Annotated in this window: 21 protein-coding genes and 1 tRNA gene; 1 reads left to right on the plus strand and 21 read right to left on the minus strand. The window is 61.8% G+C overall.

What is annotated here, in order from left to right; translation table 11 throughout:
• The 17 genes from AC1RKI_RS11785 to AC1RKI_RS11865 all read right to left on the minus strand — a co-directional run bounded on the left by AC1RKI_RS11785 (position 1) and on the right by AC1RKI_RS11865 (position 16,745).
• Positions 1-642, minus strand: coding sequence for an NADH-quinone oxidoreductase subunit J (locus tag AC1RKI_RS11785; protein ID WP_061957817.1), 642 nt, complete (start codon positions 640-642; stop codon positions 1-3).
• Positions 643-797: 155 nt separating this feature from the next.
• The gene (gene nuoI, locus AC1RKI_RS11790; protein WP_061957816.1) at positions 798-1,289 is read right to left on the minus strand and encodes an NADH-quinone oxidoreductase subunit NuoI; all 492 of its coding nucleotides are present in this window, start codon (positions 1,287-1,289) and stop codon (positions 798-800) included.
• 71 nt (positions 1,290-1,360) lie between these two features.
• A complete protein-coding gene (gene nuoH, locus AC1RKI_RS11795) occupies positions 1,361-2,425 on the minus strand; it encodes an NADH-quinone oxidoreductase subunit NuoH (protein WP_061957815.1) in 1,065 nt (354 codons plus the stop codon).
• Positions 2,426-2,443: 18 nt separating this feature from the next.
• Complete coding sequence (nuoG, locus tag AC1RKI_RS11800) at positions 2,444-4,813, minus strand: NADH-quinone oxidoreductase subunit NuoG (RefSeq protein WP_492795441.1); 2,370 nt, start codon at positions 4,811-4,813, stop codon at positions 2,444-2,446.
• A gap of 13 nt (positions 4,814-4,826) precedes the next feature.
• The gene (gene nuoF / locus AC1RKI_RS11805) at positions 4,827-6,122 is read right to left on the minus strand and encodes an NADH-quinone oxidoreductase subunit NuoF (protein ID WP_150979331.1); all 1,296 of its coding nucleotides are present in this window, start codon (positions 6,120-6,122) and stop codon (positions 4,827-4,829) included.
• A gap of 1 nt (position 6,123) precedes the next feature.
• Complete coding sequence (gene nuoE, locus AC1RKI_RS11810) at positions 6,124-6,624, minus strand: NADH-quinone oxidoreductase subunit NuoE (protein ID WP_061957852.1); 501 nt, start codon at positions 6,622-6,624, stop codon at positions 6,124-6,126.
• Between the two features lie 218 nt (positions 6,625-6,842).
• A complete protein-coding gene (locus AC1RKI_RS11815; protein ID WP_061957812.1) occupies positions 6,843-8,096 on the minus strand; it encodes an NADH-quinone oxidoreductase subunit D in 1,254 nt (417 codons plus the stop codon).
• Positions 8,097-8,106: 10 nt separating this feature from the next.
• Complete coding sequence (locus AC1RKI_RS11820) at positions 8,107-8,706, minus strand: NADH-quinone oxidoreductase subunit C (RefSeq protein ID WP_061957811.1); 600 nt, start codon at positions 8,704-8,706, stop codon at positions 8,107-8,109.
• 1 nt (position 8,707) lies between these two features.
• Complete coding sequence (locus AC1RKI_RS11825) at positions 8,708-9,190, minus strand: NuoB/complex I 20 kDa subunit family protein (RefSeq protein WP_008643342.1); 483 nt, start codon at positions 9,188-9,190, stop codon at positions 8,708-8,710.
• Positions 9,191-9,196: 6 nt separating this feature from the next.
• Positions 9,197-9,556, minus strand: coding sequence for an NADH-quinone oxidoreductase subunit A (locus AC1RKI_RS11830; RefSeq protein WP_061957810.1), 360 nt, complete (start codon positions 9,554-9,556; stop codon positions 9,197-9,199).
• Positions 9,557-9,728: 172 nt separating this feature from the next.
• Positions 9,729-9,813: transfer RNA gene (locus AC1RKI_RS11835), tRNA-Leu, on the minus strand.
• 199 nt (positions 9,814-10,012) lie between these two features.
• Positions 10,013-10,378, minus strand: a complete 366-nt coding sequence (gene secG / locus AC1RKI_RS11840; protein ID WP_061957809.1) for a preprotein translocase subunit SecG — start codon at positions 10,376-10,378, stop codon at positions 10,013-10,015.
• A gap of 50 nt (positions 10,379-10,428) precedes the next feature.
• Positions 10,429-11,166 carry a triose-phosphate isomerase gene (gene tpiA / locus AC1RKI_RS11845; RefSeq protein ID WP_084004055.1) on the minus strand — a complete coding sequence of 246 codons (738 nt, stop codon included), beginning with the start codon at positions 11,164-11,166 and terminating at the stop codon, positions 10,429-10,431.
• Positions 11,167-11,302: 136 nt separating this feature from the next.
• Complete coding sequence (locus AC1RKI_RS11850) at positions 11,303-12,307, minus strand: NAD(P)H-quinone oxidoreductase (RefSeq protein ID WP_061957808.1); 1,005 nt, start codon at positions 12,305-12,307, stop codon at positions 11,303-11,305.
• A gap of 137 nt (positions 12,308-12,444) precedes the next feature.
• On the minus strand, positions 12,445-14,613 hold the full coding sequence (gene pnp, locus AC1RKI_RS11855; protein WP_061957807.1) for a polyribonucleotide nucleotidyltransferase: 2,169 nt from the start codon (positions 14,611-14,613) through the stop codon (positions 12,445-12,447).
• Between the two features lie 428 nt (positions 14,614-15,041).
• Positions 15,042-15,311 carry a 30S ribosomal protein S15 gene (gene rpsO / locus AC1RKI_RS11860; protein WP_061957806.1) on the minus strand — a complete coding sequence of 90 codons (270 nt, stop codon included), beginning with the start codon at positions 15,309-15,311 and terminating at the stop codon, positions 15,042-15,044.
• Positions 15,312-15,461: 150 nt separating this feature from the next.
• Positions 15,462-16,745, minus strand: coding sequence for a branched-chain amino acid ABC transporter substrate-binding protein (locus AC1RKI_RS11865; protein ID WP_492795447.1), 1,284 nt, complete (start codon positions 16,743-16,745; stop codon positions 15,462-15,464).
• Positions 16,746-16,959: 214 nt separating this feature from the next.
• Between AC1RKI_RS11865 and AC1RKI_RS11870 the strand changes: the two genes are divergently transcribed.
• Complete coding sequence (locus AC1RKI_RS11870; RefSeq protein ID WP_227459815.1) at positions 16,960-17,499, plus strand: hypothetical protein; 540 nt, start codon at positions 16,960-16,962, stop codon at positions 17,497-17,499.
• A 141-nt stretch (positions 17,500-17,640) separates the two neighbouring features.
• Here the strand turns inward: AC1RKI_RS11870 and AC1RKI_RS11875 are convergent, their stop codons facing one another.
• From AC1RKI_RS11875 to AC1RKI_RS11890, 4 genes are all read right to left on the minus strand, one after another.
• Positions 17,641-19,182 (minus strand): 2-isopropylmalate synthase, encoded by a 1,542-nt coding sequence (locus AC1RKI_RS11875; RefSeq protein ID WP_061957804.1) that lies wholly within the window; start codon positions 19,180-19,182, stop codon positions 17,641-17,643.
• A gap of 303 nt (positions 19,183-19,485) precedes the next feature.
• Positions 19,486-19,989 carry a peptidoglycan-binding protein LysM gene (gene lysM / locus AC1RKI_RS11880; RefSeq protein ID WP_227459816.1) on the minus strand — a complete coding sequence of 168 codons (504 nt, stop codon included), beginning with the start codon at positions 19,987-19,989 and terminating at the stop codon, positions 19,486-19,488.
• A 69-nt stretch (positions 19,990-20,058) separates the two neighbouring features.
• Entirely contained in the window at positions 20,059-20,961 is a 903-nt protein-coding gene (gene pssA, locus AC1RKI_RS11885) for a CDP-diacylglycerol--serine O-phosphatidyltransferase (RefSeq protein WP_061957802.1), read from the minus strand.
• A gap of 34 nt (positions 20,962-20,995) precedes the next feature.
• Complete coding sequence (locus tag AC1RKI_RS11890) at positions 20,996-21,649, minus strand: phosphatidylserine decarboxylase (protein ID WP_061957801.1); 654 nt, start codon at positions 21,647-21,649, stop codon at positions 20,996-20,998.
• Positions 21,650-21,716: the final 67 nt, after the last annotated feature.

The raw sequence follows: 21,716 nt of genomic DNA on the forward strand, positions 1-21,716 counted from the left end.
TTAGTTCTTGTTGGCGGTTGCCGCGGCATCCGCTTCGGCCCGGCCCTCGGCCGGCAGTTTCACCAGGCGCACGCGCTCGTCGCGGCGCACGCGCAGCTGCGCGCCCACGTCCTGCGCCTTGACGTCCTTGCGGCGGCGCAGGGTCAGCGCCACGGCCGCGATGATCGCCACCAGGAGGATCACGCCCGCCACTTCGAAGGCGTAGATGTAGTCCGTGTAGATCAGCTTGCCCAGCGCGGCGGTGTTCGAGTAGGTCGGATCCTGCGCACCGGGTGGCAGCACGGCGTTGGTGGTGCCGACGAAGTTACGCACCAGCACGATCGCCATTTCCGCGATGATCAGCGCGCCCACGACCGAGGCCATCGGCACGTAAGTCCAGAAGTCGCGCCGCAGGTGCTCGATGTCGATATCGATCATCATCACGACGAACAGGAACAGCACCATCACGGCGCCGACGTAGACCAGCACAAGCAAGATGGCGAGGAACTCGGCCTTCAGGATCATCCAGATCGCTGCGGCCGTGAAAAACGCCAGGACGAGGAACAGTGCGGAATGCACCGGATTCTTCGCGGTGATGACTTTCAGTGCAGACAGCACCAGCACCAACGCAAAGACATAGAAGATGGTGGTCGTGAGTTCCATGGTCCGTATCGGATCCTCTTTGAGCCGGCCGGCGAGGCGCCCTGCTGGGCGACCCGCTTGCGGCGCGGCATCCTTCCGTGGCCCCTGCGGGGCCGATTCAATTTCGTTTGCCGGACCGGGACACTGCGTGCCCTGCCCGACCCTGCCTGGATCGCTTAGCGATACTTGGCGTCCGCGGCCTTGGCTGCGGCGATCTGCGGCTCGTAGCGGTCGCCCACTGCGAGCAGCATGTCCTTCGTGAAGTACAGGTCGCCGCGCTTTTCGCCGTGGTATTCGAGAATATGCGTCTCGACGATGGCGTCGACCGGGCAGGCTTCCTCGCAGAAACCGCAGAAAATGCACTTGGTCAGATCGATGTCGTAGCGCGTGGTGCGGCGGGTGCCGTCATTGCGTACATCCGATTCGATCGTGATGGCCAGCGCCGGGCACACCGCTTCGCACAGCTTGCATGCGATGCAACGCTCTTCCCCATTGGGATAGCGGCGCAGTGCGTGCAGGCCGCGGAAGCGCGGCGACATCGGCGTTTTCTCTTCCGGGAACTGGACAGTGATCTTCCGGGCAAAGAGATAGCGGCCAGTCAGAGCCATGCCCTTGAAGAGTTCCTTCAGGAGCAGGCTGTTGAAAAAGTCCTTGATGGCGAGCAGCATGACGATTGCTTCCTAAGTATTTCCGCGCGGTGCGCACGGGCCCATCGGGCTGCGCACCGTCGCCTGGCCTCTTAGTGCCAGATATTCCACGGCGACTTGATCCAGATCGCCACAATGATCAGCCACGCCACGGTCAGCGGAATGAAGATCTTCCAACCCAGACGCATGATCTGGTCATAGCGGTAACGCGGGAACGAAGCACGGATCCAGATAAACACCGACAGCAGCAGGAAAACCTTGGCAATCAGCCAGAAGAAGCCGGGGATCGCATTGGTGATCGCGCTGGAGAACGGCGGTGCCCATCCACCCAGGAACATCAACGCGGTCATCGTCGAGATGACGATCATGTTGATGTACTCGGCCAGGAAGAACAGCGCGAACGTCATGCCGGAGTACTCGATCATGTGACCGGCCACGATCTCCGATTCGCCTTCCACCACGTCGAACGGGTGACGGTTGGTTTCGGCCACGCCCGAAATGAAGTACACGCCGAACATCGGCAGCAGCGGCAGCCAGTTCCACGACAGGATGTTCAGGCCCATGTTGGCGAAGTAACCGGTGTTCTGGCCATTCACGATGGCGGACAGGTTCAGGCTGCCCGACACCATCAGCACCGTCACCAGTGCGAAACCCATGGCGATTTCATACGACACCATCTGGGCAGCGGCGCGCATCGCGCCAATGAACGCGTACTTCGAGTTCGACGCCCAGCCAGCCAGGATCACGCCGTAGACGCCCACCGAGCTGATGGCCATCACATACAGCAGCCCGGCATTCACGTCTGCCATTACCGCTTCGGCCTGGAACGGAATCACCGCCCACACCGCCACGGCCGGCATCAGCACCATCAGCGGCGCCACCAGATACATGCCCCGGTTGATCTGCGACGGGAACATGACTTCCTTGAGCAGCAGCTTTAGCACGTCGGCGATCGGCTGCAGCAAGCCCAGCGGACCGACGCGGTTCGGCCCGATACGGACGTGCATCCAGCCGATCAGCTTGCGCTCCCAGAGAATCAGGTAGGCCACGCACAGCAGCAGCGGCACCACAATGACCACGGCACGGATCAGGATCCACAGCGGCGTCCAGACGCTGCCGAAGATGGCCTGGCCTTGCGAGGTAATGAAGTCGATCATGTTGCTATCCCGCTCTTCTTATACAGTTGCCGTTGCGGCTGGCTGCCCGGCCGAAAGGTCGATGGCCTTTTCGACAGTGACATTGCCGAACAGGGCGCCCAGCGTGGCGGCTGCCACCGTGGCGGCCGGCACACGAACGGTGTTGGCCGGCAGCGTCTTTTCGAGCGCCGCGGGCAACACCACGCTGGCGCCGTCCTGCGTCACACGCACCGGGTCGCCCGCTTGCACGCCCAGCTTGGCGAACAGGTCGGCAGACAGTGCAACCTGCATGGCGCGGCGAGCGGCGGCGGTCAGTTGCAGCGAATCGGCGCGACGCACGATCGGATCGGCGTGATAGATCGGCACATCGGCGATGCGTTCGATACCGTTTGCGGCAGCGGCCGTCACCTGGATTGCGGCCTCGGTCGCATTGTTCAGTTGCTCCGCCACCGGCTTGGCCAGCACGGCGTCGCGCACGGCTTCAGCGGTTTCGAAGTCGAAGCCCGGCACATCGAGCAGGTTGCCGAGCACGCGCAGCACCTTCCAGCCCGGACGCGATTCGCCCAGTGCGCGGACGACACCATTGAAGCTCTGGGCCTTGCCCTCGGCATTCACGAACGTACCGGCAGTTTCGGTGAACGGCGTGATCGGCAGGATCACATCGGCGTATTGCAGCGCGGCTTCCGAGCGGAACGGCGACAACACCACGACCGTACCAGCCTGCTGCAGCGCGGCCAGCGCGCGGCGCGCGTCGGCCGTATCGAATTCCGGTTCAGCGTTCAGCACGATGTAGGCCTTGCGTGGCGCATCGAACATTGCCTGCGCGTGGGCGCCGCCTTGCTGCGGCAGCGCGCCGGCGATGTAGCCACCCACGGTATTCGCCGCTTCGGTCAGGAAGCCCAGCGTGGCGCCGGTTTGCGTTGCGATCCACTGCGCCAGCGCGTGCAGCGCCGAGAACTGCGGATGACGCACGGCTTCGTTGCCGATGAAAACGGCGCGGCGTTCGCCCGAGAGCAACGCCTGGGCCACGGCCTTGGCGGCGTCGCCGCCGTCAAATCCGTCAGTGGCCGCGGGCGCGGTCACTTCCTTGGCCACTGCCACGGCGCGCGCCACGCCAGCCAGCGCAGCCAGCCAGCCCGACGGCGCAGCATCGACGCGCGCAGCAACCGGCATCAGCAGGTCTTCGCCGCCGGCGCCGAGCACCGCGACGCGGGCACCCTTCTTCACAGCCTGGCGCAGACGAGAAGCGAGCAGCGGATGATCCTTGCGCAGCGACGAGCCGATCACCAGCGCGCCTTGCAGCGTGCTCACATCGGCGATCGGCAGACCGAGCCACGGCGCACCCTTCAGCGCTGCCGAGAAATCGGTCTGGCGCAGACGGAAGTCGATGTTGTCGCTACCCAGGCCACGCACCAGCTTGCCAAGCAGGAACAGCTCTTCGAGCATGCTGTGCGGGCTGGCCACGGCAGCGATCTGGTCGGCGCCGTGATCGCGCTTGATGCTGGCCAGGCCATTTGCCACGTATTCGAGCGCAGTCTGCCAGTCGGTTTCCATCCACTGGCCGCCCTGCTTGAGCAGCGGGCGCGTCAGACGGTCCGCGCTGTTCACGCCTTCGTAGGCGAAGCGGTCCTTGTCGGACAGCCAGCATTCGTTGATGTCTTCGTTTTCCAGCGGCACCACACGCATCACGCGCTGGTTCTTGGTCTGGACGACGAGATTGGCGCCGAGTCCGTCGTGCGGCGACACCGACTTGCGACGGCCCAGTTCCCAGGTACGGGCCGAATAGCGGAACGGCTTGCTGGTCAGCGCGCCAACCGGGCACAGGTCGATCATGTTGCCCGACAGTTCCGAGTCGACAGTCTGGCCCACGAACGTGGTGATTTCCGAATGCTCGCCACGATTGAGCATGCCCAGTTCCATCACGCCGGCCACTTCCTGACCGAAACGCACGCAACGGGTGCAGTGAATGCAGCGCGTCATCTCCTCCATGGAGATCAGCGGACCGACATTCTTGTGGAACACCACGCGCTTTTCTTCCTTGTAGCGCGACTCCGAAGCACCGTAACCAACCGCCAGATCCTGCAGCTGGCATTCGCCGCCCTGATCGCAGATCGGGCAGTCGAGCGGGTGATTGATCAGCAGGAATTCCATCACGGACTTCTGGGCCTTGACAGCCTTTTCGGAGTTCGTGAAAACCTTCATGCCGGGCGTCACCGGAGTGGCGCATGCGGGGAGCGCCTTGGGCGCCTTTTCCACTTCGACCAGACACATGCGGCAGTTCGCCGCGATGGACAGTTTGCGGTGGTAGCAGAAGTGCGGGATGTAGGTGCCCAGCTTGCGGGCCGCTTCCATCACGAGGCTGCCTTCAGCAACCTCGACCTTCTTGCCGTCGATCTCGAGTTCAACCATGTTCTGCCACGCTTCAGGAATGGGCCGGGACCATGCACTGCTTGTGTTCGACGTGATACTCGAACTCTTTCCAGTAGTGCTTGAGCATGCCGCGTACCGGCATCGCCGCGGCATCGCCGAGTGCGCAAATCGTGCGACCCATGATGTTTTCCGCGACGTTATTGAGCAGGTCCAGATCTTCCTGGCGGCCTTCTCCGTGTTCAATACGATTCACCATGCGATACAGCCAGCCGGTGCCTTCACGGCACGGCGTGCACTGGCCGCATGACTCTTCAAAGTAGAAATACGACAGACGCAACAGCGAGCGCACCATGCAGCGCGTCTCGTCCATGACGATCACGGCGCCGGAGCCCAGCATCGAGCCGGCCTTGGCGATCGAGTCGTAGTCCATGGTCGACGCCATCATCAGATCGCCCGGCACCACCGGCGCCGAAGAGCCGCCGGGGATCACCGCCTTGAGCTTCTTGCCGCCGCGCATGCCGCCCGCCAGTTCCAGCAACGTGGAAAACGGCGTGCCCAGCGGGATTTCGTAGTTACCCGGCCGCTCGATGTCACCCGAAATCGAGAAGATCTTGGTGCCGCCGTTGTTGGGCTTGCCGATCTTCAGGTATTCCTCGGGACCGACTTCCAGCAGGAACGGAACAGCCGCGAACGTTTCAGTGTTGTTGATCGTCGTCGGCTTGCCGTACAGGCCAAAGCTTGCCGGGAAAGGCGGCTTGAAGCGCGGCTGTCCCTTCTTGCCTTCCAGCGATTCCAGCAACGCGGTTTCCTCGCCGCAGATGTACGCACCATAGCCATGGTGCGCGTGCAGCTGGAAATTGAAACCGGAGCCCAGAATGTTGTCGCCAAGATAGCCGGCGGCGCGCGCCTCTTCGAGGGCTTCCTCGAAGATCTTGTATTCGTTCCAGATCTCGCCGTGGATGTAGTTGTAACCCACGGTGATACCCATCGCGTACGCCCCGATGGCCATGCCTTCGATCAGCGAATGGGGGTTGTAGCGGATGATGTCGCGGTCCTTGAACGTGCCCGGCTCGCCCTCATCGGTATTGCAGACGAGGTACTTCTGACCGGGGAACGTACGCGGCATGAAGCTCCACTTCAGGCCGGTGGGGAAGCCCGCACCGCCGCGGCCGCGCAGACCCGATGCCTTGACGTCGGCAATCACCTGCTCGGGCGGTACCTTCTGCTCGAGAATGCGGCGCAGCTGCTTGTACCCGCCGCGCTTGACGTAGTCCTCAAGATGCCAGTTCTTGCCGTCCAGCCCAGCCAGGATCAGCGGCTTGATGTGACGGTCATGCAGAGAGGTCATGTTACTTGTCCCCCTTGGCGGCGGCTTCAGCCTTCAGTTCGTCGACGAGTGCGTCGAGTTTCTGGTCGCTCATGAAGCTGCACATGCGGGTGTTGTTGACGATCATTACCGGTGCGTCGCCACAAGCGCCCATGCACTCGCCTTCCTTCAGCGTGAAGCAGCCGTCAGCGGTAGTTTCGTTGTAATCGATCCCGAGCTTGCGCTTCAGGTATTCGCCAGCCCGTTCGCCACCGGACAGCGCGCACGGCAGGTTGGTGCAAACGGTGAGCTTGTACTTGCCCACCGGCTTGGTGTCATACATGTTGTAGAACGTGGCCACCTCTTCCACCCACACGGGCGGCATTTCCAGGTAGCTGGCGACGAACTGCATGACTTCGGGGGAAACCCAACCCACTTCGCCCTGGGCCACGGCGAGTGCCGCCATCACGGCCGACTGCTTCTGGTCGGCCGGATACTTCGCGATCGCGCGATCGATTTCCTTGAGAGCTTCTGCTGATAGCATGGTCATTGCAGTAATACGGCGAAGCCCCGCGCATTGCGCGGCTTCACTGGTTTGCAGCCGTCGCTGCCATGTTCTGCCGGCCGGGAGCGCACTGCGCTCCTTACCGGTCCGTCGCAGGCGTTGCCTGCAGCCACCGTTGCAGCCGGGGCCGGCCGAACACGTCCGAATCGTCGTCCGGACAACGGCCTCTGACGGGGCGCCTGAGTTGCTGGCGTCCCTTAACGGTCGATCTCGCCGAACACGATATCCTGCGTGCCGATGATCGTGACCGCGTCCGCAATCATGTGTCCCTTGGCCATTTCATCAAGCGCGGCCAGGTGGGCATAGCCCGGGGCACGAATCTTCAGGCGGTACGGCTTGTTCGCACCGTCGGAGATCGCATAAATACCGAACTCGCCCTTCGGATGTTCGACGGCGGCATATGCCTCGCCCGGCGGCACGTGCATGCCTTCGGTGAAGAGCTTGAAATGGTGAATCAGCTCTTCCATGTTCGACTTCATGTCGACGCGCGACGGCGGTGCAACCTTGTGGTTCTCGGTGATGACCGGACCCGGATTGCGACGCAGCCAGTCCACGCACTGCTTGATGATCCGCGTCGACTGGCGCATTTCTTCCACACGCACCAGATAACGCGAATAGCAGTCGCCAGCGGTACCGACGGGAATATCGAAATCGAGCTGGTCGTACACCTCGTAAGGCTGCTTCTTGCGCAGATCCCACTCGATGCCCGAGCCACGCAGCATCGGTCCGGTGAAACCCAATTGCAGCGCGCGTTCGGGGCTCACCACACCGATATCCACCAGACGTTGCTTCCAGATACGGTTATCGGTCAGCAGCGTCTCATATTCATCCACGTACGTCGGAAAACGATTCGTGAAGTCCTCGATGAAGTCCAGCAGCGAGCCCGAACGGGCTTCGTTCATGACCTTGATGGCTTTCTCGTTGTGGATCTTCGACGCCCGGTATTGCGGCATCGTATCGGGCAGATCGCGGTAGACGCCGCCCGGACGGTAGTAGGCCGCGTGCATGCGCGCGCCCGACACCGCCTCGTACATGTCGAACATGTCCTCGCGCTCACGGAACGCGTAGAGGAACACTGCCATCGCGCCGACGTCGAGCGCGTGCGAGCCGATCCACATCAGGTGGTTAAGCAGGCGCGTGATCTCGTCGAACATCACGCGGATGTACTGCGCGCGCACCGGCACCTCGAGGCCCAGCAGGCGCTCGATGGCCATCACATAAGCGTGTTCGTTGACCATCATCGACACGTAGTCGAGACGGTCCATATAGGGGACGCTCTGGATCCAGGTCTTCTGCTCGGCCAGCTTCTCGGTGGCGCGGTGCAGCAGGCCGATATGAGGATCGGCGCGCTGGATGACTTCACCGTCCAGCTCAAGCACCAGCCGCAGCACGCCGTGTGCTGCAGGGTGTTGGGGACCGAAGTTGAGGGTGTAATTCTTGATATCTGCCATGGCGCGGTTCTCAGTGCTGCGTGCCGCCGTAGTTTTCCTCACGAATCACGCGCGGCGTAATTTCGCGCGGTTCGATCGTCACCGGCTGGTAGATGACCCGCTTCTGTTCCGGGTCGTAACGCATTTCCACGTAGCCCGAAACCGGGAAGTCCTTGCGGAAGGGGTGTCCGACAAAACCGTAGTCGGTCAGGATGCGGCGCAGGTCGGGGTGACCTTCGAACACGATGCCATAAAAATCGAAGGCCTCACGCTCGAACCAGTTCACCGAATTCCAGACGTCGATCAGCGACGGCAGCACAGGCATGTCGTCGTCCGGCGCGAATACGCGGACGCGCAGGCGCCAGTTGTGCGTGATCGACAGCAGGTGGGTGACCGCGGCAAACCGGGGGCCATTCCACGTGCCGTCCGCATAGTCGGAATAATCGACGCCGCAGAGGTCAACGGCCTGTTCGAAACGCAGCGACGGATCGTCGCGCAGCAACCGCGCGGCTTCGAGATAATCGCCAGGCTTGACGACCAGCGTAAGTTCGCCGGTGGCCTCGGTCAGGCTCTGCACGCGCTTGCCCAGAACTTTTTCGAGGGCGGCCTTGAGGGTGTCGAGGTTCGCCATATCAGCCCTTGCGCGCAATGGTGTTGGTACGCTTGATCTTGTTCTGCAGCTGAATCACGCCGTAGATCAGCGCTTCCGCCGTCGGCGGGCAGCCCGGAACATAGATGTCCACCGGCACGATGCGGTCGCAGCCACGCACCACCGAATACGAATAGTGGTAATAGCCGCCGCCATTGGCGCACGAGCCCATCGAGATCACCCAGCGCGGCTCCGCCATCTGGTCGTAGACCTTGCGCAGCGCGGGCGCCATCTTGTTGCACAGCGTGCCAGCCACGATCATCACGTCGGACTGACGCGGCGACGGACGGAAGATCACGCCGAAACGGTCCATGTCGTAACGCGCGGCGCCAGCGTGCATCATTTCCACTGCACAGCAGGCCAGACCGAACGTCATGGGCCACAGGGAACCCGTACGGGTCCAGTTGATCAGCTTGTCAGCAGTAGTCGTGACAAAGCCTTCGTTGAGAACGCCTTCGATTGCCATTTCACATCACTCCCAATCGAGCGCGCCCTTTTTCCAGATGTAGACGAAGCCCACGATGAATTCCAGCAGAAACACGCCCATGGCGATGAATCCCGGCCAACCGATATCCTTGAGGGCTACGCCCCAGGGAAAAAGGAAGGCAGTTTCGAGATCGAACAGGATAAAGAGGATGGCAATGAGGTAGTAGCGCACATCGAATTTCATGCGCGCATCCTCGAACGCTTCGAAGCCGCACTCGTACGGCGACAGCTTCGCTGCGTCAGGCTTGTAGGGACCGAGAATCCGACCAATGGACATCAGCGCCACACCGAGCACGATGCCAAAGAGGATGAAGATGAGGACGGGGAAGTAGGCTTCGAGTGTCAAGGTACGGCCAGCCTTATCTGGAATGTTGTCAACAGCACCAGCTAGCGGCGTCCTGTTGCCCACCCCAGGCGCCATCCCGTCTTAGCTACGGCGCCGCCTTGCGGACTGCCGGTCAGTCATGCTGAGACCCATCTATGACATGGGTGCGACATGACTTCCCGATCAAGTTGTTTGGTGCCGACGGCGAGACTCGAACTCGCACAGCTTTCGCCACTACCCCCTCAAGATAGCGTGTCTACCAATTTCACCACGTCGGCTGGGGGAGAAACAATATTGCCTTGCGCCGGGTTTTTACACCCTACGAAGCTCAACCAAAAGGAGTTTGTCCTTCGGTTTTTGCCCCGCGCTGGGGAATCGTTTCAAGCCTTGCATTCTAACCTATGAATCCTGATTTGTTCAATGCACAACTTCAAATTAAATCAGGAATCCGTGAACACACTGTTCAATTATTGCGCTTTACTTCGGCACTGCCGGGGCTGCGGATGCCGACGACGCGCCAGCCGGCACCGAAGCGGCCGCAGCCGAGGCCGAGGCCGGCTGCGATTGCTGCGCCGCACCCATTACTCCCAACGACGCCTGGGGCTTGTAGTTGCCCAGCAACGTCAGGCCCAGCGTGCACGCAAAGAACAGTCCAGCAAGCACGGCCGTGGTGCGAGAGAGAAAATTTGCCGAGCCGGAGGCCCCGAACAAACTGCCCGATGCGCCGGACCCGAAAGCCGCACCCACATCGGCGCCCTTGCCGTGCTGCAGCAGGACGAGGCCAATCACGCCAAGCGCGGACAGTACCTGCACGATGACCAACAAAGTCTTGAAGATTGCCATTTGGTTAAATTCGTTTCGTACTTGCCTGATCAGACAGTCGCATCCGGCATTCAGGCGTTGCCGATAGCGAGGAAATCATCCGCCTTCAGCGAAGCGCCACCAATCAGCCCCCCGTCGATGTCGGACATGGAAAACAGTTCTGCTGCGTTATCGGGCTTGACGCTGCCGCCATACAAGATGGCCATGCGCGACGCCACACCCGCATCCTTGGCCGCCACCTGGGCGCGCAGCGCCGCATGGACCGCCTGCGCCTGAGCGCTCGACGCGGTCTTGCCCGTACCGATCGCCCACACAGGCTCATAGGCAAGAACAATGCGATCAAGCTGCTCGATAGACAGCGCTTCGAGCACCGCGCCAAGCTGACGCGCCACTACAGCCTCGGTTTGCCCCGCTTCGCGTTCGGCCAGCGTCTCGCCTACGCAAACCACCGGAACAATGCCGGCCTCCAAGGCGCGCAGCGCTTTGGCAGCCACTACCGCGTCGGTTTCGCCGTGATAGGTGCGACGCTCGGAATGGCCGACCAGCACGTATGCGCAACCGAACTCAGCCAGCATAGGCGCAGCAACCTCTCCGGTGAAAGCACCACGCACCTCCGCCGAGACATCCTGCGCTCCCCAGGTCACCTGGGATCCGGCGAGCAACGACTGGCATTGGGCAAGATAGGGAAACGGCACGCAAACGGCCAGCTTGGCGTTGGCCGGCGTCGCCTTGATGGCATCCAGCAACGCCGCATTTGCGGCAAGGCTGCCGTGCATTTTCCAGTTGCCGATGACCAGCTTTTGTCTCACAACGGTCCCCTCTGAAATCAAACCCGCTATTGTAGCGTGCAGAGGGGGTGCGCGGCCAGCAACAGCGACCAATTGCAAACGCAGGGGTCGCCGACCGCCATCGGCGACACAACTGATTCGTCCGATTTCGGCGGCCTTACCAGGTCAGCACGATTTTCCCGATGTGCTCGCTGGATTCCATCAGGCGATGCGCGTCGGCGGCCTGCGCTGCAGGAAACACCTTGTGAATCACCGGCTTGATCTTGCCTGCCGCAAGCAGTGGCCACACATGCTGGTGCAGTGCCTGCGCGATGGCGCCCTTGAACGATGACGGACGCGGCCGCAGGGTAGATCCGGTGACCGTGATCCGACGCCGCAGGATATCGCCGAGAGGAATTTCGGCCTTGGCGCCCCCAAGCAGCGCAATGATGACGATGCGGCCATCGTCGGCAACGCACGACAGCTCGCGCGCCAGATACGAACCGCCCACCATGTCGAGGATCACGTCGACGCCCTTGCCCTCGGTCAGCGCCTTGATCTCGGCAACGAAGTCCTGGGTCTTGTAGTTGATCGCGCGATCCGCGCCGAGATCCTCGCAAGCCTTGCACTTGTCGTCGCTGCCGGCGGTTGCGAATACCTTGAATCCCATCGCCTTTGCGATCTGGATGGCCGTGGTGCCGATGCCGCTAGATCCGCCCTGAATCAGCAGCGTTTCGGCTGCGCCGCGCGGACCCTTCCCCAGTTGCCCGCGATCGAACACGTTGCTCCACACCGTGAAGAACGTCTCCGGCAACGCTGCGGCCTCGATGTCGGTGAGACCTTCGGGCACGGGCAGACACTGCTCGATCGGCGCGGTACAGAGTTCCGCATAGCCACCGCCCTGCACCAGCGCACAGACGCGATCGCCGGCCTTCAGGCCGAAACGATTTGCCGCATTGGAGAGATCGCCGCCCACCACCACGCCGGCCACTTCCAGCCCAGGCAGATCGGACGCGCCCGGCGGCACCGGATAGTTGCCCGTGCGCTGAAACACATCGGGACGATTGATGCCAGCTGCCGCAACGCGAATCAGAATCTCCCCGGCCTTAGGCTCCGGATCAGGACGCTGGGTCTCTTGAAGGACTTCCGGGCCGCCGTATTCGCGGATCTCGATGGCTTTCATGATCACTCCTTATCAATGTCGTATGTCGCACCACGCGGCGCCTGGCTGCGAAACCGCGGATAGAAGACTGACCGGCAGTGTAAACAAAAAAGCGGCTGGACATCGCCAGCCGCTTTCGTCACGACAACTACCTCAGCTTACTGCTGTTGCTCCGGCGAGGCAGGCGCGGCAGGCGCATCGCCCTGCGGCGCGATCGGGCTGATGCTGCCACCCTCTTCGGCCAGCGCAGCCTTCAGCGACAGACGCAGACGACCCTTCTCGTCGGCCTGGATCAGCTTGACGCGAACTTGCTGGCCTTCCTTCAGCCAGTCCTTGATGTCCTTCACGCGCTCGTTGACGATCTCGGAGATATGCAGCAGGCCGTCCTTGCCCGGCAGGATGTTGACGATGGCGCCAAAGTCCAGCAGCTTGAGCACGGTGCCAGCATAGATCTTGCCCACTTCGGCTTCAGCGGTGATGCCCTCGATGCGGCGCTTGGCTTCGGCCATACCTTCATTCGAGATCGACGCGATCGTGATCGTGCCGTCTTCCTGAATGTCGATGGTCGTGCCCGTTTCCTTGGTGAGCGCCTGGATGGTCGAGCCGCCCTTGCCGATCACTTCACGAATCTTGTCCGGATGGATCTTCATCGTGATCATGCGCGGTGCATGCGCCGACAGTTCGGTGCGTGCATGACCCATCGCGCCTTGCATTGCGCCCAGGATATGCATGCGGCCTTCGCGCGCCTGCGCGAGAGCAACCTGCATGATTTCCTTGGTGATGCCCTGCACCTTGATGTCCATCTGCAGTGCGGTGATACCGGAATCGGTACCCGCCACCTTGAAGTCCATGTCGCCGAGGTGATCCTCGTCGCCGAGGATGTCAGTCAGCACGGCAAACTTGTTGCCTTCCAGGATCAGGCCCATGGCCACGCCAGCAACGTGCGCCTTGACTGGGACGCCGGCGTCCATCAGCGCCAGGCAGCCGCCGCAGACCGAAGCCATCGACGACGAGCCATTCGACTCGGTGATTTCCGACACCAGACGAATCGTGTATGCGAATTCGTCGTCCTTCGGCAGCACCGGAATCAGCGCGCGCTTGGCCAGGCGGCCGTGACCGATTTCACGACGCTTCGGGCTGCCCACGCGACCAGTTTCGCCAGTGGCGAACGGAGGCATGTTGTAGTGGAGCATGAAGCGGTCGCGATATTCGCCGGCCAGTGCGTCGATGATCTGCTCATCGCTCTTGGTGCCCAGCGTGGCGACGACCAGCGCCTGCGTTTCGCCGCGCGTGAAGAGCGCCGAACCGTGAGCGCGCGGCAGCACCGACGAGCGGATCTCGATCGGGCGGACCGTACGCGTGTCGCGACCGTCAATGCGCGGCTCGCCGGCCAGGATCTGGCCACGGACGATCTTTGCCTCGAGGTCGAACAGGATGTTTCCGACCTCGACCTTGTCGGCTTCCACGCCGGCTTCGACCAGCTTCGCCTGCACGGTCGCGTAGACTTCCTTCAGCTTGGCGCTGCGGGCCGATTTCTGGCGCAGTTGGTAGGTTTCCTGCAGCAGCGGCAGGCCGATTTCACCAACCTTGGCGATCAGCGCTTCATTCTTGGCGGCAGGCGCCCAGTCCCATTCCGGCTTGCCGCCTTCACGGACCAGATCGTGAATCGCGTTGATGGCGATCTGCATCTGCTCGTGACCGTACACCACGGCGCCGAGCATGACCTCTTCCGACAGCTGGTTCGCTTCAGATTCCACCATCAGCACGGCGCGCTCGGTACCGGCAACCACGAGGTCCAGTTCCGACGTCGCGATCTGCGAGCGCGTCGGGTTCAGCAGATACTGGCCGTCCTTGTAGCCTACGCGTGCGGCGCCGACCGGGCCGTTGAACGGAATGCCCGACACAGCCAGCGCAGCCGACGAGGCAATCAGCGCCGGGATATCGGCCGGCACTTCGGGATTGATCGACAGCACGTGCACCACGACCTGCACGTCGTTGTAGAAACCTTCCGGGAAAAGCGGACGCAGCGGGCGATCGATCAGGCGCGAGGTCAGCGTTTCATTTTCCGACGGACGGCCTTCACGCTTGAAGAAACCGCCAGGGATCTTGCCGGCGGCATAGGTCTTTTCGATGTAGTCGACGGTCAACGGGAAGAAGTCCTGCCCAGCCTTGGGGCTCTTGGCCGCAACCACGGTGGCCAGCACCACGGTGTCTTCCACATCGACGATCACGGCGCCAGATGCCTGGCGTGCGATTTCGCCTGTTTCCATGCGGACCGTGTGCTGGCCCCATTGGAATTCCTTCACGATCTTGTTGAACATAGTCATGAGCGTTCCTTGATTGATGCGTGTCCGCCGTAACGGTACGACGGACAACGCCTGCGCTCGCAGCGGCAGGCGGACTGCCGGGAATACCCATCCTCAGTCTCAGGGAAGTGCTATGCCATTCCATCGCGCCACCGGCAATGCCGATGTCGTACGCGATGGAATGACACAAAACCCCATTTCCTTGGCCGGCCCGGTGTCAGAAAGAGCGAGGTAACTTACTCCGTCGCACGGCTTGGCGCAACGACGTCCGGATAAAGCACCCGGTAGATTTGTGAAACAAACACCACTTTTTAAATCAACTCCGGCAAAAACCAGCCCGCCAGAAAAGCAAAATGCCTGCCTCAGCGATGCTGACGCAGGCATTGCGGCCTCACGAGAAATCGTGCTCGAACAACTCTTGCAGGATTCGTGCTGCCATCCGCAGAGCCTTACTTGCGCAGGCCCAGGGCTTCGATCAGGGCGCGGTAACGGTCGGCATCGCTGGCCTTGAGGTAGTCCAGCAGACGACGACGACGGCTCACCATGCGCAGCAGACCGCGGCGGCTGTGGTGATCCTTCATGTTGGCCTTGAAGTGGGGGGTCAGTTCGTTGATGCGGGTGGTCAGCAGAGCGACCTGAACTTCAGGGCTGCCCGTGTCGTTGGCGCCGCGGGCGAACTTCTGGATGATTTCAGACTTGTTGATATCGGCAACTGCCATGATGATTTCCTTTCACTTGCGAACGCTGCAGCGCGGGATGCGCCACCGGCGTCGTGCTTTGACTATCGTCAGCCAGCACGAGGCGTGCGGACGACAGCCGCACATTATATCCGAATCCAGAGGACTGTGACACGCCTCGGAGCCCTGGCTTCAATTTCGGGGCGGGCGCTCCATGCGGCACGTGGTGGGCAGTGTCGTTTGCGCCGCCTTCAGGCGCTTGACCGTCCGGAAGCCGTATCCGGAGCCTTCGTTGTCGAATCGGACGTCCCCGCCCTGCCGGGCCATCGCCGACACGTAGAGCGGCTGTAAAACCTGATGATCGTCGGCGCGCACCGTGGCCTCGTGGAATCCGTTCGTGAAGCGCATGTTCTCGAGCGCATACGCCACGGCCACCACATCGGTGGAGCCGGCCTGTTCGATGGCACGGGCCAGCATTTCCACCATCATCTGCATGCGCAGGTGCACGTAGTCGTCGCGCGGGTCGGGATACCGTTTCTGGAAAGCCTGATAGAACGCGTCCGACGCAGCCCCGCCCACGTTCGGATGCCACTCGGCCACCGCCAGCACCCGGCCGACACCGGCGTCGCCCATCGCCGCCGGCGCACCAAGCCCGTTGCCATAGAAGGTGTAGAAGCGCGCGTTCAGCCCGCCTTCGCGCGCGGCCTTGACCATCAGCGTCAGGTCGTTGCCCCAGTTTCCGGTGATCACGGCATCGGCGCCGCTGGCCTTGATCTTGGCAATGTACGGGGCGAAATCCTTGATCTTTCCGATCGGGTGGAATTCGTCGCCCACGATCTGGATGTCCGGGCGCTTTGCCGCCAGCATTTCTCGCGCCGACCGCGAAACCTGATGCCCGAAGCTGTAATCCTGGTCGATCAGGTAGATCTTGCGCACGCCGCGCTCGCTGCGAATCGCCTCGGTCAGCGCCTGCATGCGCATGTCCGAACTGGCATCGAAGCGAAAATGCCAGAAGCTGCAATTCTCGTTGGTCAGCGCCGGATCGACAGCGGAGTAGTTCAGGAACAGCACGCGTGCGTCCGGTTGGCGCTGGTTCTGCCGGTTGATGGCGGCGACCAGCGCGCTGGCCACAGCGGAACTGTTGCCCTGAAGGACAAACGAGATGCGCTTGTCCACGACGCTGCGAAACTGGATCAGGCTCTCGTCGACGTTGCCCTTGCTGTCAAAGGTCACGAGTTCGAACGGGTGGGTGCCGTCCGGCAGCCGCACCCCGCCATGCGCGTTGATGCGTTCGACGGCAATGCGCAGGTTGCGGACAACGGCTTCCCCGGCATTGGCAAACGGCCCGGAAAGCCCGTCGATCATGGCGAGCCGGATCGGCACACCGCCTGGCGCCTGCGCGAACGCCGACGCCGCGACGAAAGCCAGCGCCGCCAACAGCCATTTTCGCAGCCCGCGTTTCGGGATTTCCGCCATTACCACTCCTGTTGCCACGCAAAACCGGGGATGGTAAGGCAGTTGCCGCATCGCCCGCAATCACTGCCAACTCGCCGGAATCGCTATTACACCAACCGTGTCGCGAACGGGAAATGAGACGAATCCGAAAATCGGCGCTGCCGTTCACACGGAGCGAGGTGCGCGGCTACACTCTTGGCTATCGCAGGATCTGCTTGGAAAAAGGCTCACGAACATGACCCACCCCACTCGGCGCGCGCGTCGCTGGACTGCCGCCACTGCGCTGGCCGGCGCCATGCTTGCAGGTTGCAGCGCGCTCGGCCCCGCGCTCTTGCCGGTCGACACGGGCATGAAGCTCGTTGGGCAACCCCAGAGCGCCGTCGCCGCAACGTTCGGCCAACCTACGGATGTCTACAGGCTCGACGACGGCACCACGCGCTGGTTCTACTCGAAACAACCGCTAGGCGAATACTCGTACGCGGCCGATTTCGATCGCGACGGCAAGCTGACGAACTTCCGCCAGATGTTGACCACGGCCGAGCTATACAAGGCCCAGATCAACGTGTGGACCAAGAAGGATGTGCTGGAACATTTCGGTGCACCGCGCGAACCCATCGAATATTACTCGCGCCTGAAGCGGGAAGCGTGGAGCTATCGCTTCCTGCATGAAGATCAGTGGTATTCGATGTTCAACTTCATGTTCGACGATGCCGGCGTGTTGCGTCAGACGCTCGTCACGCCGGACCCGTTACGCGATCGCCCGGACCCGCGCTGACGCGGGCTGAACCGGCACGGTGCCATCCCAGGATTCACGCTAACGGACAAACCGCCCAGCCCTGCGGGATACGCAACGGGATGGGCGGTCCATGACGGTCGGAGCCTCGTGAGCTCCGCCATCGCATCGCAGGGATCGGGATCAGATCTGCGGGTTGATCTTCTGCACGGCCTTGTCGTGCAGCTTGTTTAGTGCGGCGAGGTAAGCCTTGGCCGAGGCGGCCACGATATCGGGATCGGTGCCCACGCCATTGACGATGCGGCCAGCCTTCGACAGACGCACGGTCACCTCACCCTGCGCCTGAGTGCCTGCTGTAATGGCATTGACCGAATACAGCACCAATTCGGCGCCACTGCTTACGCGGCCCTCGATCGCATGCAGTGTTGCATCGACCGGGCCATTGCCTTCGGCTTCGCCCGTTTGCTCGATGCCATCGACATTGAACACGATGCGCGCATGCGGGCGCTCACCAGTTTCGGAGCGCTGCGAGAGCGAAACAAAACGATAGTGTTCGTTGGCGTTTTCCTGCTCCTCGTCGGAGACGATCGCCATGATGTCTTCGTCGAAGATTTCCGCCTTCTGGTCCGCCAATTCCTTGAAACGTGCGAATGCGGCGTTGATTTCCGCTTCGCTTTCGAGCTCGATGCCAAGCTCCTGCAGCCGTTGCTTGAAAGCATTGCGACCAGAAAGCTTGCCCAGCACGATCTTGTTGGCCGACCAGCCTACATCCTCGGCGCGCATGATTTCGTAGGTGTCGCGCGCCTTGAGCACGCCATCCTGGTGGATGCCCGAAGCATGCGCAAAAGCGTTCGCGCCTACCACCGCCTTGTTCGGCTGCACCACGAAGCCGGTGATCTGCGATACCAGCTTCGAAGCCGGGACGATTTGCGTGGTATCGATGCCAACGTCCATGTCGAAGTAGTCGCGACGCGTTTTCACGGCCATGACAACTTCTTCCAGGCTCGTATTGCCAGCACGCTCGCCCAGGCCGTTGATCGTGCATTCGATCTGACGGGCGCCGCCAAGCTTCACCGCGGCGAGCGAATTCGCCACAGCCATGCCGAGATCGTTATGGCAGTGCACGGACCACACGGCCTTGTCGGAATTGGGAATGCGTTCGCGCACCGAGCGAATCAGTGCCGCATAGCCTTCCGGCACGGCATAGCCCACGGTATCGGGGAGATTGATGGTGGTCGCGCCTTCAGCGATCACACCTTCGAGCACCCGGCAAAGGAAGTCCATGTCCGAGCGGCTGCCGTCCTCAGGCGAAAACTCGATGTCGTCAGTGAACTGGCGCGCGAAACGCACGGCGAGACGCGCCTGCTCGTACACCTGATCCGGCGTCATGCGGAGCTTTTTCTCCATGTGCAACGCCGACGTCGCGATAAACGTGTGGATGCGGAACGAGTTGGCGGGCTTCAGCGCCTCGGCGGCGCGGGCAATATCCTTGTCGTTGGCGCGAGCCAGCGAGCAGATCGTGGAGTCTTTCACCACCTGGGCGATCGAGCGGATCGCCTCGAAATCGCCGTTGGAGCTTGCCGCAAAGCCGGCTTCGATCACATCGACCTTCAGGCGCTCCAGTTGACGCGCAATGCGGATCTTTTCCTCGCGGGTCATGGAGGCGCCCGGCGATTGTTCGCCGTCACGCAAGGTGGTATCGAAAATGATCAGTTTGTCAGACATTTGTGAAGCTCCTGGGCTGTGCCTTTATGCTTGTGTACCGCGCTGTCCCGCCGCGGGGCATTCGATTCAGAATGCAAAACGCCCCGGCGTGCATGGATGCAGGCCGGGGCGTTGAAAAATCCTGGTGATTTCCGCGCTAGGGCGTTATGGCATTCCCTCAGCGCGCGCGCGTCCCGACCTGATGGCCTAGTAGGCCACCTAGGGTGGTGCGGGCGAGTAGGGTCTGGCGCGAAATCATGTCGGCGACTATAGCCGGTTTGCGGCAAGCGTGCAACCGACTTGTTTTGGAATCCAGTGGGCGCATTATTTTGGCGGGATCCGCAATTTCTGGCCGGGATAGATCTTGTCGGGGTGAGTCAGCATTGGCTTGTTGGCCTCGAAAATCTTGTTGTATTCGGCGCCATTGCCGTATGCGACCTGGGCGATCGCCCAGAGCGTATCGCCCTTCACCACCGTGTGCCATTGCGATTCTGCCGTCTCGACATTGACGGACATCTTGTCTTCCACCGACTCGACGCCTTCGACGTTGCCGCAACACAGGATGATCTTCTCCCGCGTCGCCTGATCGGGCGCCACACCAAACACGGTTACCTTGCCTTGCGCCCCGTCCACGGTCACCGTCAAGCCCGTTGCGGTCAATCCCATCTTTGCAATATAGGCCTCGATAGCGTCGCCGGCGGCGCGGTTCGCAGCCTCGCTTTTGTCATTGGCGGTCGGCTCGGCCACGGCCGCATCCTGCGCCGCCTTGGCTTCGCCCTTGCCGAACAGCTTCTCTCCCGCTTCCTTGATGAAGTCGAACATGCCCATGACATTCTCCTTAGGGTGGGTAACACGACAAAAACAAAGGGCGCCACACGGCGCCCCTTTCTCGACAGATCAATTCCCGCTGCCTGAACCGTTCCCGGCGCCGCCCGAGCGAGGCTTGCTGACGCCGCCCGGCTGGCCGTGAATCGCACGCCAGCCCCACAACACGTACCCGGAAATCGCGTAGGCCACGAACAGGCCGAACAATGCCACCGGCGGATCGGAAGACACGACGACGAACAGCACGAGCACCAGCACCATCATGCCGAATGGCACGCGGTATCGCACATCGAGCGCCTTGCCGCTATAGAACGGCGCGTTCGACACCATCGAAAGGCCGGCATAGAGCGTGATCGCGAACGCCACCCAGGGCATCCACAATTCCTTTACCGGCAGCTTGTTGTCGATGGCCAGCCATACAAAGCCAGCCACCAGCGCCGCCGCAGCGGGGCTCGGCAAACCCTGGAAAAAGCGCTTGTCGACCACTCCGATGTTGGCGTTGAAGCGCGCCAGACGCAGCGCGGCGCAGGTGCAGTAGACAAAGGCGGCAATCCAGCCCCATTTGCCAAGGTCATGGAGAATCCATTCATACATCACCAGGGCGGGCGCAACGCCGAACGACGTCATGTCGGACAGCGAATCGTACTGCTCGCCAAACGCGCTCTGCGTGTTGGTGATGCGCGCCACTCGGCCATCCATGCCGTCCAGCACCATCGCGGCGAAAATGGCGATTGCCGCCACGTCGAACCGCATGTTCATCGCCTGCACGATCGCGAAGAAACCGGCGAAAAGCGCGGCCGTTGTGAATGCATTAGGAAGCAGGTAAATGCCCCGGCGGCGCGGGCGCACATACTCGATGTCATGCTCGTCCGCGTCGTACGCGGGATCATTGCGCAGCTGATTGTGGCGAAACGGACGCAGATGCGTCACGTTGCCGTTGCTGACCCGCTTGTTGCGTCGATTGAAGGCACCCATGCCGGTCTCCTGTCGCTATCCGATCCAGGGCCGCTCAGGCCTGGACGTCAAGCTCGGCGAGCACTGTCGACGATGCCGACACTTTTTCGCCAATCGTCACACGCGGACGTGCATCCACGGGCAAATACACATCCACGCGCGAACCAAAACGGATGAAACCATAGCGTTGACCGCGCGATAGCGTGTCGCCCACCTTGGTGTAGCACAGGATGCGGCGGGCCACCAGGCCAGCCACCTGCACCAGCGTCACCAGTTGACCGTCCGCGGCGCGGCGGATCACCACGGCGTTGCGCTCGTTTTCGAGCGACGCCTTGTCCAGATCCGCATTGACGAACTTGCCCGGAAAATACTCGAGCTTTTCGACCTTGCCATCGAGCGACGCGCGATTTGAATGCACGTTGAAGACATTCATGAATACGCTGATTTTCAGCGCTTCACGCCCGGCATAGGGATCCTGGGTCTTCTCGACAACGACGATGCGGCCGTCGGCGGGAGCCAGAATCGCATTCGGCGCCGACGGAATCGGCCGGGGCGGATCGCGGAAGAATTGCAGCACGAAAATCGTGATAATCCACAGCGGCAACGCCCACCAGAAACCCGCGCTCGCATGGACGAGCAACGAGATGATGAATGCGCCGGCCAGGAACGGCCAGCCTTCACGGGCGATCAGCGGATGAGGATAGTTCATGCAAGCGTTGTTCTGTTGTTCGCGTAAATTCGACAATCCGGGTGTGCACAACCGCGCGCACATCAAA

Source organism: Cupriavidus sp. GW822-FHT06G04 (genome assembly GCF_058799075.1).

Excerpts from the sequence above, each read along its gene's own strand:
- AC1RKI_RS11785 (WP_061957817.1), bottom strand. The coding sequence starts at position 642 with ATGGAACTCACGACCACCATCTTCTATGTCTTTGCGTTGGTGCTGGTG.
- nuoI (WP_061957816.1), bottom strand. The coding sequence starts at position 1,289 with ATGCTGCTCGCCATCAAGGACTTTTTCAACAGCCTGCTCCTGAAGGAA.
- nuoH (WP_061957815.1), bottom strand. The coding sequence starts at position 2,425 with ATGATCGACTTCATTACCTCGCAAGGCCAGGCCATCTTCGGCAGCGTC.
- nuoG (WP_492795441.1), bottom strand. The coding sequence starts at position 4,813 with ATGGTTGAACTCGAGATCGACGGCAAGAAGGTCGAGGTTGCTGAAGGC.
- nuoF (WP_150979331.1), bottom strand. The coding sequence starts at position 6,122 with ATGACCTCTCTGCATGACCGTCACATCAAGCCGCTGATCCTGGCTGGG.
- nuoE (WP_061957852.1), bottom strand. The coding sequence starts at position 6,624 with ATGCTATCAGCAGAAGCTCTCAAGGAAATCGATCGCGCGATCGCGAAG.
- AC1RKI_RS11815 (WP_061957812.1), bottom strand. The coding sequence starts at position 8,096 with ATGGCAGATATCAAGAATTACACCCTCAACTTCGGTCCCCAACACCCT.
- AC1RKI_RS11820 (WP_061957811.1), bottom strand. The coding sequence starts at position 8,706 with ATGGCGAACCTCGACACCCTCAAGGCCGCCCTCGAAAAAGTTCTGGGC.
- AC1RKI_RS11825 (WP_008643342.1), bottom strand. The coding sequence starts at position 9,190 with ATGGCAATCGAAGGCGTTCTCAACGAAGGCTTTGTCACGACTACTGCT.
- secG (WP_061957809.1), bottom strand. The coding sequence starts at position 10,378 with ATGGCAATCTTCAAGACTTTGTTGGTCATCGTGCAGGTACTGTCCGCG.
- AC1RKI_RS11850 (WP_061957808.1), bottom strand. The coding sequence starts at position 12,307 with ATGAAAGCCATCGAGATCCGCGAATACGGCGGCCCGGAAGTCCTTCAA.
- pnp (WP_061957807.1), bottom strand. The coding sequence starts at position 14,613 with ATGACTATGTTCAACAAGATCGTGAAGGAATTCCAATGGGGCCAGCAC.
- rpsO (WP_061957806.1), bottom strand. The coding sequence starts at position 15,311 with ATGGCAGTTGCCGATATCAACAAGTCTGAAATCATCCAGAAGTTCGCC.
- AC1RKI_RS11865 (WP_492795447.1), bottom strand. The coding sequence starts at position 16,745 with ATGGCGGAAATCCCGAAACGCGGGCTGCGAAAATGGCTGTTGGCGGCG.
- AC1RKI_RS11870 (WP_227459815.1), top strand. The coding sequence starts at position 16,960 with ATGACCCACCCCACTCGGCGCGCGCGTCGCTGGACTGCCGCCACTGCG.
- AC1RKI_RS11875 (WP_061957804.1), bottom strand. The coding sequence starts at position 19,182 with ATGTCTGACAAACTGATCATTTTCGATACCACCTTGCGTGACGGCGAA.
- lysM (WP_227459816.1), bottom strand. The coding sequence starts at position 19,989 with ATGGGCATGTTCGACTTCATCAAGGAAGCGGGAGAGAAGCTGTTCGGC.
- pssA (WP_061957802.1), bottom strand. The coding sequence starts at position 20,961 with ATGGGTGCCTTCAATCGACGCAACAAGCGGGTCAGCAACGGCAACGTG.
- AC1RKI_RS11890 (WP_061957801.1), bottom strand. The coding sequence starts at position 21,649 with ATGAACTATCCTCATCCGCTGATCGCCCGTGAAGGCTGGCCGTTCCTG.